The sequence below is a fragment of the Pseudomonas cyclaminis genome, from assembly GCF_015163715.1.
Classification (GTDB): domain Bacteria; phylum Pseudomonadota; class Gammaproteobacteria; order Pseudomonadales; family Pseudomonadaceae; genus Aquipseudomonas; species Aquipseudomonas cyclaminis.
The window spans coordinates 1-13,480 of the sequence record NZ_JADDUM010000209.1 but is presented as its reverse complement, the minus strand read 5'-3'; the positions used below and the strand labels follow the sequence as shown (position 1 = coordinate 13,480).

15 protein-coding genes and 1 pseudogene are annotated in these 13,480 nt (G+C 60.7%); 10 read left to right on the top strand and 6 right to left on the bottom strand.

The window, feature by feature from the left end; translation table 11 throughout:
- Positions 1-144: 144 nt before the first annotated feature.
- The 6 genes from hisB (at position 145) to IQK56_RS23935 (ending at position 4,152) form a co-directional block, all read left to right on the top strand.
- Positions 145-738: an imidazoleglycerol-phosphate dehydratase HisB gene (gene hisB, locus IQK56_RS23960; RefSeq protein WP_003218037.1), complete on the top strand. Its 594-nt coding sequence runs from the start codon at positions 145-147 to the stop codon at positions 736-738.
- Positions 738-1,376 carry an imidazole glycerol phosphate synthase subunit HisH gene (gene hisH, locus IQK56_RS23955; RefSeq protein ID WP_065910792.1) on the top strand — a complete coding sequence of 213 codons (639 nt, stop codon included), beginning with the start codon at positions 738-740 and terminating at the stop codon, positions 1,374-1,376. The genes hisB and hisH overlap by 1 nt, the downstream gene beginning before the upstream one ends.
- Complete coding sequence (locus IQK56_RS23950) at positions 1,376-1,636, top strand: DUF2164 domain-containing protein (protein WP_150677105.1); 261 nt, start codon at positions 1,376-1,378, stop codon at positions 1,634-1,636. The genes hisH and IQK56_RS23950 overlap by 1 nt, the downstream gene beginning before the upstream one ends.
- A gap of 90 nt (positions 1,637-1,726) precedes the next feature.
- Positions 1,727-2,476, top strand: a complete 750-nt coding sequence (gene hisA / locus IQK56_RS23945; protein WP_122305410.1) for a 1-(5-phosphoribosyl)-5-[(5-phosphoribosylamino)methylideneamino]imidazole-4-carboxamide isomerase — start codon at positions 1,727-1,729, stop codon at positions 2,474-2,476.
- Positions 2,477-2,559: 83 nt separating this feature from the next.
- A complete protein-coding gene (hisF, locus tag IQK56_RS23940; protein WP_003171107.1) occupies positions 2,560-3,330 on the top strand; it encodes an imidazole glycerol phosphate synthase subunit HisF in 771 nt (256 codons plus the stop codon).
- A gap of 66 nt (positions 3,331-3,396) precedes the next feature.
- The gene (locus IQK56_RS23935; protein ID WP_122305411.1) at positions 3,397-4,152 is read left to right on the top strand and encodes a substrate-binding periplasmic protein; all 756 of its coding nucleotides are present in this window, start codon (positions 3,397-3,399) and stop codon (positions 4,150-4,152) included.
- A 3-nt stretch (positions 4,153-4,155) separates the two neighbouring features.
- Here the strand turns inward: IQK56_RS23935 and IQK56_RS23930 are convergent, their stop codons facing one another.
- The 5 genes and pseudogenes from IQK56_RS23930 to gpmI form a co-directional block, all read right to left on the bottom strand.
- Complete coding sequence (locus IQK56_RS23930) at positions 4,156-5,415, bottom strand: Vps62-related protein (protein WP_193864114.1); 1,260 nt, start codon at positions 5,413-5,415, stop codon at positions 4,156-4,158.
- Positions 5,416-5,489: 74 nt separating this feature from the next.
- Positions 5,490-6,263, bottom strand: coding sequence for a divergent polysaccharide deacetylase family protein (locus IQK56_RS23925; RefSeq protein WP_150762004.1), 774 nt, complete (start codon positions 6,261-6,263; stop codon positions 5,490-5,492).
- A 1-nt stretch (position 6,264) separates the two neighbouring features.
- A pseudogene (locus IQK56_RS23920) lies at positions 6,265-7,592 on the bottom strand (S41 family peptidase).
- A gap of 30 nt (positions 7,593-7,622) precedes the next feature.
- Positions 7,623-8,918 carry a murein hydrolase activator EnvC family protein gene (locus tag IQK56_RS23915; RefSeq protein WP_122305414.1) on the bottom strand — a complete coding sequence of 432 codons (1,296 nt, stop codon included), beginning with the start codon at positions 8,916-8,918 and terminating at the stop codon, positions 7,623-7,625.
- A 258-nt stretch (positions 8,919-9,176) separates the two neighbouring features.
- Entirely contained in the window at positions 9,177-10,703 is a 1,527-nt protein-coding gene (gene gpmI, locus IQK56_RS23910) for a 2,3-bisphosphoglycerate-independent phosphoglycerate mutase (RefSeq protein WP_193901847.1), read from the bottom strand.
- A gap of 151 nt (positions 10,704-10,854) precedes the next feature.
- Between gpmI and IQK56_RS23905 the strand changes: the two genes are divergently transcribed.
- From IQK56_RS23905 to secB, 3 genes are read left to right on the top strand one after another with little or no spacing between them, the layout of a single operon-like run.
- A complete protein-coding gene (locus IQK56_RS23905; protein WP_032890134.1) occupies positions 10,855-11,268 on the top strand; it encodes a rhodanese-like domain-containing protein in 414 nt (137 codons plus the stop codon).
- Between the two features lies 1 nt (position 11,269).
- Positions 11,270-11,524 carry a glutaredoxin 3 gene (grxC, locus tag IQK56_RS23900; protein WP_033896917.1) on the top strand — a complete coding sequence of 85 codons (255 nt, stop codon included), beginning with the start codon at positions 11,270-11,272 and terminating at the stop codon, positions 11,522-11,524.
- Between the two features lie 42 nt (positions 11,525-11,566).
- Complete coding sequence (gene secB / locus IQK56_RS23895; RefSeq protein ID WP_112193023.1) at positions 11,567-12,046, top strand: protein-export chaperone SecB; 480 nt, start codon at positions 11,567-11,569, stop codon at positions 12,044-12,046.
- A gap of 57 nt (positions 12,047-12,103) precedes the next feature.
- Here secB and IQK56_RS23890 read toward each other — a convergent pair whose 3' ends face one another.
- Positions 12,104-12,559, bottom strand: a complete 456-nt coding sequence (locus IQK56_RS23890; RefSeq protein ID WP_122305417.1) for a tRNA (cytidine(34)-2'-O)-methyltransferase — start codon at positions 12,557-12,559, stop codon at positions 12,104-12,106.
- Here IQK56_RS23890 and IQK56_RS23885 point away from each other — a divergent pair.
- Positions 12,558-12,998 (top strand): hypothetical protein, encoded by a 441-nt coding sequence (locus IQK56_RS23885; protein WP_112193024.1) that lies wholly within the window; start codon positions 12,558-12,560, stop codon positions 12,996-12,998. The two genes, IQK56_RS23890 and IQK56_RS23885, sit on opposite strands and share 2 nt — an antisense overlap.
- Positions 12,999-13,480: the final 482 nt, after the last annotated feature.

Below are 13,480 nucleotides of genomic sequence, written 5' to 3'. Positions count from 1 at the left end.
AGCCCCCTCCCACATGTATACACATGTCTATCCCCGACATTCCTCGCTTCAACTCGTCAGTCTTATCCCCTCCGATGTTTCTGTTTAGCGCCCGCGCCCCTATAATGGCTGCCTTTTTCGCCCAATGATTTTGCGGAGCTGGTGATGGCCGAACGTAAGGCGTCCGTCGAGCGCGACACTCTGGAAACCCAGATCAAAGCCTCGATCAACCTGGATGGCACCGGAAAGGCCCGATTTGATATCGGTGTACCTTTTCTTGAGCACATGCTGGACCAGATCGCCCGTCACGGGCTGATCGACCTGGATATCGTCAGCAAGGGCGACCTGCATATCGACGACCACCACACGGTGGAAGACGTAGGCATCACCCTGGGCCAGGCATTTGCCAAGGCCATCGGCGACAAAAAAGGCATCCGTCGCTACGGCCACGCCTATGTCCCGCTGGACGAAGCGCTGTCGCGCGTAGTCATCGACTTCTCCGGCCGCCCAGGCCTGCAGATGCACGTGCCCTACACCCGCGCCACCGTGGGTGGCTTCGACGTCGACCTGTTCCAGGAATTCTTCCAGGGCTTCGTCAACCATGCACTGGTCAGCCTGCACATCGACAACCTGCGCGGCACCAACACCCACCACCAGATCGAAACCGTGTTCAAGGCCTTCGGCCGTGCGCTGCGCATGGCTGTAGAGCTGGATGACCGCATGGCCGGGCAAATGCCCTCGACCAAGGGCGTTCTGTAATGCAGACGGTCGCGGTTATCGATTACGGCATGGGTAACCTGCACTCGGTGGCCAAGGCCCTCGAACACGTAGGCGCCGGCAAGGTGCTGATCACCAGCGATGCCAACGTGATTCGCGAAGCCGACCGCGTGGTGTTCCCTGGCGTTGGTGCGATTCGCGATTGCATGGCCGAGATCCGTCGCCTGGGCTTTGACAGCCTGGTGCGCGAAGTCAGCCAGGATCGTCCGTTTCTCGGCATCTGCGTGGGCATGCAAGCCTTGCTCGACAGCAGTGAAGAGAACGACGGCGTCGACTGCATCGGCCTGTTTCCCGGCCAGGTGAAGTTCTTCGGCAAGGACCTGCATGAAGACGGCGAACACCTGAAAGTCCCGCACATGGGCTGGAACGAAGTCCGCCAGACGGTGGATCACCCGCTGTGGCACGAAGTGCCCGACATGGCGCGTTTCTACTTCGTGCACAGCTATTACATTGCCGCCGGTAAACCGGGCCAGGTAGTGGGTGGCGGACACTACGGTGTGGATTTTGCCGCAGCGCTGGCCGAAGGGTCGCGTTTTGCCGTGCAGTTCCACCCTGAGAAGAGCCATACCCATGGCCTGCAATTGCTGCAGAACTTCGCCGCCTGGGATGGTCGCTGGTAATGGCCAGGAAGCCGAAGCCGCCGATCTTGAACCTCACGCCCGAACAGGAGCGTGAGGCTACCGACAAGATCAAGCGCTTCATGGAGGATCGCTTCGAGCTCAAGCTGGGCTCGTTCGAGGTTGCCGAGATTCTTGAGCTGTTTACCACCGAAGTGGCTCCGCACTATTACAACAGGGCGATTTTCGACACGCAGACGCTCCTTAAAGAAAGGTTCGAAAGCATCGAAAGCGACCTGTGGTCGCTTGAAAAGAGCAGCTGAACGCTTCAAGCCATAAGCTGCAAGAATTGATACGCGTGCTTGCTTGCAGCTAATAGCTTGCAGCTTGCAACTCTTTGACGAAGGAAAAGCATGCTAATTATCCCCGCTATCGATCTCAAGGACGGCGCCTGCGTCCGTCTGCGCCAAGGCCGTATGGAAGACTCCACCGTGTTCTCCGATGACCCGGTGAGCATGGCTGCCAAATGGGTGGAAGGGGGCTGCCGTCGTCTGCATCTGGTGGACTTGAACGGCGCCTTTGAAGGCCAGCCGGTCAACGGCGAAGTGGTCACCGCCATCGCCAAGCGCTACCCGAACCTGCCGATCCAGATCGGTGGCGGTATCCGCTCCCTGGAAACCATCGAGCACTACGTCAAAGCAGGCGTGAGCTACGTGATCATCGGCACCAAGGCCGTGAAAGACCCGGCCTTCGTTGCCGAAGCCTGCCGTGCGTTCCCGGGAAAAGTCATCGTGGGCCTGGACGCCAAGGACGGTTTCGTCGCCACCGACGGCTGGGCTGAAATCAGCACCATCCAGGTGATCGACCTGGCCAAGCAGTTCGAAGCCGACGGCGTGTCCGCCATCGTTTATACCGATATCGCCAAAGACGGCATGATGCAGGGTTGCAACGTGCCGTTCACCGCTGCCCTGGCTGCGGCCACCAAGATTCCGGTGATCGCGTCCGGCGGTATTCACAACCTGGGCGACATCAAGTCGCTGCTCGACGCCAAGGCGCCAGGGATTATCGGCGCCATCACCGGCCGTGCGATCTATGAGGGCACGCTGGACGTGGCTGAAGCTCAGGCTTTTTGTGATGGCTACGCGGCCAGCTCCAAGTCGTAAGCTGCAAGCTGCAAGTAAAAGCAGATTTGCTTCTACTTGCAGCTTGTAGCTCAAAGCTTGCAACTCTTATCGGAGATAAGCCTATGGCTTTGGCCAAACGCATCATCCCTTGCCTGGACGTCGACAATGGTCGCGTGGTCAAGGGCGTCAAGTTCGAGAACATCCGTGACGCCGGCGACCCGGTGGAAATCGCCCGTCGCTACGATGAGCAAGGTGCCGACGAGATTACCTTTCTCGACATCACCGCCAGCGTTGATGGCCGCGACACCACGCTGCATACCGTCGAGCGCATGGCCAGCCAGGTGTTTATCCCGCTGACCGTGGGCGGCGGCGTGCGCACCGTGCAAGACATCCGCAACCTGCTCAACGCCGGCGCGGACAAGGTCTCGATCAACACCGCCGCCGTGTTCAACCCGGAGTTCGTCGGCGAAGCCGCGCAGCACTTCGGCTCGCAATGCATCGTGGTGGCTATCGACGCCAAGAAAGTCTCCGGCCCGGGCGAAACCCCACGCTGGGAGATCTTCACCCACGGCGGGCGCAAGCCCACCGGCCTGGATGCGGTGGAGTGGGCGATGAAGATGGAAGGCCTGGGCGCCGGTGAAATCCTGCTGACCAGCATGGACCAGGACGGCATGAAAAACGGCTTCGACCTGGGCGTGACCCGTGCAATCAGCGATGCGTTGGGCATTCCGGTGATCGCTTCCGGCGGCGTCGGCAACCTGCAGCACCTGGCCGACGGCGTGATCGAAGGCCACGCCAGCGCAGTGCTGGCCGCGAGTATTTTCCATTTTGGCGAGTACACCGTTCCTGAGGCAAAAGCCTACATGGCCGCCCGCGGAATCGTCGTTCGCTAAACGTTGCTGGACACCCTGGCAAGCGCGGGGCACTCTCTGCGCTTGCCATGGATTCCGGTAACCTTCATGTTCAAACACCTGCTGCTCGCCCTCGCCAGTACCTCCGTGCTAATGGTCGGTAACGCCCAAGCCGACGAACCGTCTGACGCCTCCCTGGTGCTGCTGACGGAAAACTTCCCGCCCTACAACATGGCGAAAAATGGCAAGAACTTCGCCAAGGAAGAGAACATCGAAGGCATCGCCGTGGACATCGTGCGCGAGACCTTCAAGCGTGCCGGCATTTCCTACAACCTCACCCTGCGCTTTCCTTGGGAACGAATCTACAAACTCGCCCTGGAGAAACCCGGCTATGGCGTGTTCGTGATGGCGCGCCTTCCGGACCGTGAAGCACTGTTCAAGTGGGTCGGTCCCATCGGCCCGGATGATTGGGTACTGCTGGCCAAGGCCGACAGCAAGATCCAGCTTGCCGAGCTTGAGCAAGCGCGGCGCTACAAGATCGGCGCCTATAAAGGCGATGCCATCGCCGAGACCCTGGAGAAGCAGGGCCTTAACCCGGTGGTGGTGTTGCGCGACCAGGACAATGCGCAAAAGCTCGTGGATGGCCAGATCGACCTGTGGGCCACCGGCGACCCGGCCGGGCGTTATCTTGCGCGCCAGGTCGGTGTGACGGGGCTCAAGACCGTGCTGCGGTTCAACAGTGCCCAGCTTTACTTGGCGCTGAACAAGAATGTGCCTGACGAGACGGTCGTCAAGTTGCAGGCCGCCCTGGATCAATTGCGTGAAGACGGCGCCATCGACAAGATCATGGCGCAGTATCTCTAGCGGTCATGCGGCAGGCGTCGGTAACGGCTTGCAGACGACCTCACACTCCCGAGCCGGCGGATATTCGCTCCAGTAGACACTGTCGCCGTCGGTGTAGCTGATGTTAGTAGCGACTTGAGTACCGTTTTCCCTCAGTAGTCGGTAATCGCTTTGCACCAGGTAAACGGCTACAGCTTTGTGCGCCGGAACCGTGGCGTTGATTTCAAAAGCCGTCGAGGTGGTCCATCCCTCGGACGTTGTCTGGGTGTGGGTGAAACCACCACTGAGCTTTGCAGAGACCTTTCCCGAGGCTCCCCACACGTTGAAGCCCCATTCGGTGCCAATCTCGATGGCCGTGGTGTGGGTAAGTGTTTTAAGGCTGCTACCGTTTTGCCCGCGGGTTGCGGTCCATTTGAATGACTGGTTCAGAGAACTTTGGTTATGCCCAAATCCGACCAGTACGTATTTGTCCGTTCTTTCCAGGCGGTAAGAAGGTGACGTACGCAGTTGTTCGAGAGGCGACAGGTTGGGGTCTTTAATGGTGAACCACGTCAGTTTTGATATGTGGGTGACTTCGGCTTTTTCGAAAGGAGAGGGCTGTCGATCCCCTGCGAGTGCCGGGGCTGGTGGTGGGAGATTCACTTGCAGTGGGATCTGCATGCGCAGTGAGTAAGCGGCAATGTGCATCGAAGGTTTTGTGTAGCTGGCGGCACCGACGAAGGTTCCCGGCGACAGGTACACCTCCCCTGAGGCCGCTCCAGGTGGGTTGATGCTCCAGGCGCTGAAGTCGAGTTTGGCCGGGCTGCGTCGGTTGTTCCAGATCAGGTCACTGATGTATGAGGCAATTACCAGGTCCGCCCGCACGCAACGAACCGCGTTGCGTGAAGGCCTGTCGTACCCGTGGGAGGATACAAGTCCCATCGCCACATAGCCCGCCGGAGGGATTGGGCGCCATATGGCCCCGTCCGTATAGGCTTTTGAGCCCTTGTCGTCCCAAACCCGTTCGTACTCGTCAGGTGGCATGAGGGCGTTGCCCTTCTCGCGGTCTTCTTCGGTCAGCGGCGGGGCTTCGGCCACCACGGGCACAACGGTTTTCTTGTTGATGTTGGTGTGGTCGGCCACGGCATGGTCACCGAGGGGGAAATAGTCCTTCAGGAACTCAGCGGACGGAAGCGGCCGCCAGATGGCGACGGGAGAGGCGTTGGGGGAGCCTTTGTTGTCCCAGATCCAAGTGAATTCTGTCGTAAAGTTGATCAGCAGGTTGCCAAATCTGATTGATTCCATTCGTGGTTCTCCGTGTTTGTTCGACGCTGGAGAGTCACTATTCAGGAGTTCATGAGGAAGGAAGAGGTAGCTATCTAGCGGTAGATTCCATGTTTGCCATGGGCGTCCATGGCCTGGTTGCTGCGTACGCTGATCATCAGCTTGATATCGATCCACTCCACGCCCTGGGCCTTGAGCTTGGGCAACTCGCGTTCCAGCACCGCCAGCGTCTGCGGATAAGGGTGGCCGATCATCACCGCCGAGCCCTGCTTGTGCGCCAGCTTGATTGCCGTCTGTAATTGGGTGGTGATTGCGGCTTCGGTGCGCTCGTCATCGAGGAACACATCTCGTGAGACATGGGCCAGGCCGATCTTCTGCGCTTCGGCGGCGGCCACGGTCTGCGCGCTGGTGCGGCTGTCGACGAAGAACTTGTTGCGCCGTTGCAGCTCGGCCATCAACCAGGCCATGGCGGCCGGTTGCGCGGTCATGCGGCTGCCCATGTGGTTGTTGATGCCGGCCGTGTAGGGCACGGCGTTGAATGCGGCGTCGAGGCGTTTGCCCAGCTCTTCGATGGGCAGCTCAGGGTGCCAGGCGAACGGGCCGGTGGCCGGGTCCATGGGCATGTGCAGGATCACGATCTTGCCGGCCTTGTGCGCTTCGCGGGCGAATTCGGCGGCGTGGGGGGTGTCGGGCATGATCGCCGTGGTGACCGGGCCCGGCAGGGCCAGCACGCGCCGATCCCGGGGCAGGTTTTGCCCGAGGTCGTCGATGATCAGGGTCAGGTAGGCTTTGTGGGGTTCGCTGGCAGGGGCCGCTTGGGCGACCCCTGCCAGGCTGCACAGCACAGCGATGATCAGGGCAAAACGCATATCAACGGCTGCGCGTAATGCTCAGGCCCTTGAGCAGGCTCAGCGCCTGGGCCAGTTGGTAGTCGTCGTCCTGCGGCATCGGCTTGGCTTTCTTGCTGCTGCCGGTCGGCTGGTCGGCGCCGCCGTTGCCATTGCCCAGGTGACCTTGCAGATCGGCCTCCTTGTAGTACTCGCTGTCGATCTCGTTAGTGATCTTGGCCTTGCGCACTTCGATGTCCGGCACGATGCCCTGGGCCTGGATCGAACGGCCATTCGGCGTGTAGTACAGCGCGGTGGTGATCTTCAGTGCGCGGTCATTGTTCAACGGCAGCACGGTCTGCACCGAGCCTTTGCCGAAGCTGGTAGTGCCCATCAGCACGCCGCGTTTCTGGTCCTGCAGGGCGCCGGCGACGATTTCCGAGGCCGAGGCGCTGCCGCCGTTGATCAGCACGGCCAATGGCACGTTCTCGCTGAGGTCGTTGCCGGTGGCCGAGAATCGCAGCTCGGAGTTGGCGATACGGCCCTTGGTGTAGACGATCAGGCCCTTGGTGATGAAGTGGTCGACCACCTCCACCGCCGACTGCAGCACGCCGCCTGGGTTGTTGCGCAGGTCGAGGACGATGCCGTTGAGCTTTTTGCCGTTGTCCTTGCGCAGCTTGGCCAGGGCCTTGGCCACTTCGTCGCCGGTCTTGACCTGGAATTGGGTGATGCGGATGTAACCGTAGCCCGACTCCAGCAGCTGGCTCTTCACGCTCTTGACCACGATGGTCGCGCGGGTGAGTGTCACGTCAAACGGGTTGCCACCGTCGCGTACCAGGGTCAGGGTGATTTTCTGGCCGATTTTGCCGCGCATCTTGTCGACGGCTTCGGTCATGGTCTGGCCACGGGTCGGCTGGCCGTTGATCTTGACGTAAAGTCGCCAGCCTGGATACCGGCCTTGGACGCCGGGGTGTCGTCGATGGGTGAAACCACTTTGATGTTGCCGTCCTCGGCGCCGACTTCAATGCCCAGGCCGCCGAATTCACCGCTGGTGCTTTCCTGCAGCTCGGCGAAATCTTCAGGGCCCAAGTAGGCGGAGTGCGGGTCGAGGTTGCTGAGCATGCCCTTGATGGCATTCTCCAGCAGGGTCTTGTCGTCTACGGGTTCGACATAGGCTGCCTTGATCCGGTCCATGACCTCCGCAAAGGTACGCAGCTCGTCCAGCGGCAACGGTGCCTTGGTGGTCGCGGCAGAGCTCGCGGCCGTGGCGGCAGGTGCAGCCGGAGCGGCCTGGTCGGCGAAAGCCAGAGGCGCGCCGATCACCAGGGCGATCGTCAGGGCCAGCGAAGTGAGGCGGGACAAATGCAGCATGTCGAACGAACTCCTAATGTAGATGCGGCCCTATCCTTGGGAACGGCACCATTGTGCGGGATCGCTCGGGCGACCCTGCTGACGAATAGCGAAGTACAGCGCCGGGGTGTCCTGGCCACCACTGTTACCGACAGTGGAGATGGATTCACCGGCTTTTACAACATCACCTGCCGACTTGAGTAAAGTCTGATTGTGGCCGTAAAGGCTCAAATAGCCATTACCGTGGTCGAGAATCACCAACAAACCGGCACCCCGCAGCCAATCGGCAAACACCACGCGCCCACCGTGGACAGCGTGGACCTGGCTGCCGGCGGAGGCGCTGATCATCACACCATCCCACTTGGCGCGGGTGTCATCACCACGGGTTTCACCGAAGCGTGCCAGTAATCGACCATCAACTGGCCATGGAAGTTTGCCCCGCGCTGAAGCAAAAGGGCCGCCGAAGGACTCGCCGGCGCTGGAAACCAGCGGGCCAGGCGCTGCATGCGCCGGTTTACGGGGTGCCGGAGCGTCCGTGGTGGCTGCCAGTTCGGCCTCACGCTGGCGCTTTTTTTCGGCTTCCTGCTGGGCGATCAGCGCTTTTTGCCGCGCCTCTTCAGCCTCGCGTGCCTGGCGGGCCAGGGTTTCTTCGATGGTCTTGAGCACTTTGCCCAGGTCGGCCTGGTCCTGCTCGCGGGCCTGTAGCTTGGCGTCACGGGCCTTTACGTCGTCGTTTAGCTTGGCCAGGGCCAGCTGACGCTCCTTGCGGACCTTGTCGAGTTCGTCGCGCTGGGCGTCGAGGGCGACTTTCTGATCCTGCAACTGCGACTGCTGGTTGGCGATCTCCTGCTCCACGTTGACCAACTGGCGCAGGGTCTCGTTGAAGCTTTTGAGTTGCTCCAGGCGGGCCTTGCTCAGGTAGTCGTAGTAGGTGAGGGTGCGCGCGAATTTCTCGGGGTTCTGCTGGTTGAGCAGCAGCTTGAGGTATTCCTGGCGGCCGCTCTGGTAGGCGGCGCGGGCCTGGATCGCGATCAGGCGTTGCTGTTCAACGCGTGCGCTCTGGAGTTTTTTTTTCTCAGCGTCGAGTCGCTCCAGTTCCGACTCGCTCTTCTTTAGTTCCTTTTGCAGCTCCTGGACCTGCTTCTCCAGCTTGCCCATTTCGGTTTCCGTGCCGCGCAGGTCTTTCTGCACCCCGGATTTTTCTTCCTGGAGCTTGCCGAGCAGTTTCTTCAGCTCGGTAATGTCCTGACGCGTAGCGTCCAACTGTTGTTGGGTTTGTGCGCGCTCGTCGGCAAACGCCGGTTGGAGCAGGCAGACAAGAGCAAGGGTAATCAAGGCGCGAAGCATAGAGGCGGGCGACACCAGGGAAAGGGACGGCCTAGTATGCCCGCCAAGCGCGGCAAAAAAAACGCCCAATTCGGGCTGGAAGGCAAGATAGGTGCCGAGCGGCGCAGGTATGGCAATGGGATATCTTCTAAACACTGAAGATCCAATGTGGGAGGGGGCTTGTCCCCGATGGCAGTGTGTCAGCTAAATATAGGCTGGCTGATCCACTGCTATCGGGGGCAAGCCCCCTCCCACATGGTTTTGTAGTGTGTCTCAGATTTAGACCAGGATCGAAGTGCCCGTCATCTCAACCGGCTTATCGAGCCCCATCAGCATCAACATGGTCGGCGCCACATCCGCCAGCACGCCGCCATCACGCACTTTGAAGTCGCGTTTGCCGACATAGATGAACGGCACGGGCTCGGTGGTGTGGGCGGTGTGCGCCTGGCCGGTGGATTCGTCGGACATCTGCTCGCAGTTGCCATGGTCGGCGGTGATCAGTGCTTCGCCGCCGACTTTTTCCAGGGCGTCGACGATGCGGCCAACGCACAGGTCCAGGCATTCCACGGCCTTGGTTGCGGCTTCCAGGTTGCCGCTGTGGCCGACCATGTCGCCGTTGGCGTAGTTGACCACGATTACGTCGTAGCGCTGGTGGTCGATGGCGTCGACGATCTTGTCGGTGACTTCCGGCGCGCTCATTTCCGGCTGCAGGTCGTAGGTGGCGACTTTTGGCGACGGGATCAGGATGCGTTCTTCGCCGGGGAACGGTTCTTCACGCCCGCCGGAAAAGAAGAAGGTCACGTGGGCGTATTTTTCGGTTTCGGCGATGCGCAGTTGGGTCTTGCCGTTTTTCGCCAGGTAATCACCCAGTACGTTGTCCAGGCTGCCCGCTGCAAACGCGGCGGGGGCCGGGATGCTGGCCGCGTATTGGGTCAGGCCGACGTAGTGCACTTTTGGCTGGCGGGCGCGTTCGAACTCGCTGAAGCCGTCTTCGACAAACACGCGGCTCAGCTCGCGGGCGCGGTCGGCGCGGAAGTTCATGAACACCACGGCGTCGCCGTCTTCAACCTTGACCGGCTCGCCGATGGTGGTGGCTTTGACGAATTCATCGCTCTCGCCACGGGCGTAGGCGGCTTCCAGGCCTTCCTGGGCGGTGGCGGCGTTGAATTCGGCCTGGCCGTCGACAATCAGGTTGTAGGCCTGGGATACGCGGTCCCAGCGGTTGTCGCGGTCCATGGCGAAGTAACGGCCGACGATGCTCGCGATGCGGCCTTTGCCCAGCGCGGCGAAGGTGGTGTCCAGCAGCTCGATGGAGGATTGCGCGCTCTTTGGCGGTGTGTCGCGACCGTCGAGGAAGGCGTGCAGATAGATCTTGTCGGCGCCGCGCTTGAAGGCCAGCTCAGCCATGGCCACCAGGTGGTCCTGGTGGCTGTGTACGCCGCCGTCCGACAGCAGGCCCATGAAATGCACGGCCTTGCCGGCGGCCACTGCCTTATCTACCGCGGCGCAGATGGTCGGGTTCTCGAAGAACTCGCCGTCGCGGATCGCTTTGGTCACGCGGGTGAAGTCTTGATATACCACTCGTCCGGCGCCGAGGTTCATGTGGCCGACTTCCGAGTTGCCCATCTGGCCGTCCGGCAGGCCAACGTCCATGCCCGAGCCGGAGATCAGGCCGTTGGGGACGCTGGCGGTCAGGCGGTCCAGTACAGGCTTCTTGGCCGCGTACACCGCGTTGTCGTGGTGGCTTTCACTGTGTCCAAAGCCATCGAGAATTATCAGGACCAAAGGTTTAGGCGTGGTAGTCATAGATCCTCTCGCGGCGGTAATAAAGGAAGGCAATTGAAAAGTGAGTGGCAGTTTAAAGCGAAGTTCCGACCACGTCACCGCTTTACGGGGGTTGGCCCCCCCTGACGGCTGTGTATACTTACCGCCATTTTAACGCCCTGGAACCTCCTTGATGGTTGATCACCTGATTGCATTTGCCACTGCCCACTATCTGCTCGTGGGTGCCTTCGTCATCCTGCTGGCGCTGCTGATCGCTCACGAATTGAGCCGTGGTGGCCGCAGCCTGAGCACATCGGAGCTGACCGCACTGGTCAACAAGGATGAGGCCATCGTGGTGGATATCCGCCCAGCCAAGGAATTCGCTGCCGGCCATATCGTCGGTGCGCTGAACATTCCACAGGACAAGCTGATTGCGCGCCTGGCCGAGCTGGAAAAGCACAAGGCCAAGACCATCATCCTGGTCGACGCCCAGGGCCAGCACGCCGGCACCCACGCCCGCGAAATGCTCAAGACCGGTTTCACCGCCGCCAAGCTGTCCGGTGGCATCAGCAGCTGGCGCGCCGATAACCTGCCGCTGGTGAAGTGATATGAGCCAGGTTGTCGTGTATTCCAGCGATTGGTGCCCTTACTGCATGCGGGCCAAGGCCTTGCTGGAGAAGAAGGGTGTTGCCTTCGAAGAGATCAAGGTCGACGGCAAGCCCCAGGTGCGCGCCGAAATGGCCCAGAAAGCGGGGCGCACGTCCGTGCCGCAGATCTGGATCGGCGCCAGGCACATCGGTGGCTGCGACGACCTGTTTGCCCTGGAGCGCGCCGGTAAACTCGATGCGCTGCTGCTCGTCTGACTCCTAAACCCTAAAAGACCCCAAGATCAAGAAGGATCTGCGATGACTGACCAACAGAACACCGAAGCAGCAGAAGCTCAAGGCCCACAGTTCTCGCTGCAGCGTATCTACGTGCGTGACCTGTCGTTTGAAGCGCCGAAAAGCCCGGCCATCTTCCGCCAGGAATGGACCCCAAGCGTTGCGCTGGACCTGAACACCCGTCAAAAAGCATTGGAAGGCGACTTCCACGAAGTCGTGCTGACCCTGTCGGTCACCGTCAAGAACGGCGAAGAAGTGGCCTTCATCGCTGAAGTGCAACAGGCCGGTATCTTCCTGATCCAGGGACTGGACGAAGCGTCCATGAGCCACACCCTGGGTGCGTTCTGCCCGAACATCCTGTTCCCGTATGCCCGTGAGACCCTGGACAGCCTGGTCACCCGTGGCTCGTTCCCGGCGCTGATGCTGGCACCGGTGAACTTCGATGCCCTGTACGCTCAAGAGCTGCAGCGCATGCAATCGGAAGGCGCGCCGACGGTTCAATAAGTCGATGCGGTAAACAATGTGGGAGGGGCTTGCCCCCTCCCACATTTTTTATGCGTGTTACTTGAAGCCGAGCTGGCGCCAGCCTTCGTAGACGGCGACGGCTACGGTGTTGGACAGGTTCAGGCTGCGGCAGCCCTCGCGCATCGGAAGGCGCAGGCGATGGCCATCGGGCAGGGCATCGAGTACCTCGGTGGGCAGGCCACGGCTTTCCGGACCGAACAGGAAGGCATCGCCCTCGGCAAAGCTGGCATCATGGAATGGTCGCGAACCCTTGGTGGTGAACGCGAACAACCGTGGGTGCCCCAGGCTTTCCAGGCAACTGGCCAAGTCGGCGTGACGCTGGAGCGTGGCGTACTCGTGGTAGTCCAGCCCGGCACGACGCAGGCGCTTGTCGTCCATGTCGAAGCCCAAAGGCTCGATCAAATGCAGGTGGCAGCCACTGTTGGCGCACAGCCTGATAACGTTGCCGGTATTCGGCGGAATTTCTGGTTGAAAAAGGATGACGTGAAACATGCACGGCTCCGAAGGCAAAGATGCGCTGCATTCTACCCCTGAAGAAGACCCAAGACCGAAGCTATTGCCGAGAGTCATGGGCTCGCTGGCGATTGTCGGCCTGATGGTGGGCCTGATGATCGGCCGCCTGACCACGGCGGATCCGGTCGAGCTGCAACAGGTGGAGACGACCGCGGACGGCGTCGTGGTGTGGTTCAACAGCGAACCCAAGCTGCACGGCGAGCATATCGATGGCACCGTGGCGTTGCTGTTTGACGCCCAAGGCAAGGCCGGTACCGGGCAACTCAAGGTCAACGACAAAGACGTGAACTGGCGGGTGCGCAAGACCGATGGCGGCCTGCTGCTGAACCTGGTGGCGGCTCGGCCGTTGCGCGGGGAGTGGAAGGGGGAGGAGGTCGATGACCGCTGGCGGTTGGAGATCCATCTCCAGGAGCAATAAAAGAGGGAGTTCCCGGCCTGCCTGTACCAGGGCTCCCAAAACGGGGCGAAGCCAAAGGCTTCGGTATTAAAGAGGGAATCCCCGGCCTGCCTGTACCGAGGTTCCCCAAAGCGGTGTGGAGCGCGACGCCGTTTGCGTCAAGCACTCCGGGTGTAAAGAGGGGGATTCTCGGCCTGCCTGTACCAAGGTCCCCAAAACTGGGTTGTACAAGGGTTATTGCAGGGCGCGTGCCAGACTTGCCAAGTTGTGCCAAATAATTTCACCAGGAAGCGCAAAGCCCCGGAATACGGGGCTTTGGTGTTTTTGCGGTTTGATATTTTCTTAATGAGGCGGACGTTCGGGACGTTGGATCCATGCCCGATGCCGGTTCATGGTGCATTGAAGCGGTGCACTGTCCTGAAATCTTGTGAAGATCCAAATGTGGGAGGGGGCTTGCCCCCGATTGCGGTGGGTCAGCTACAGATAAGCTGGCTGATACATTG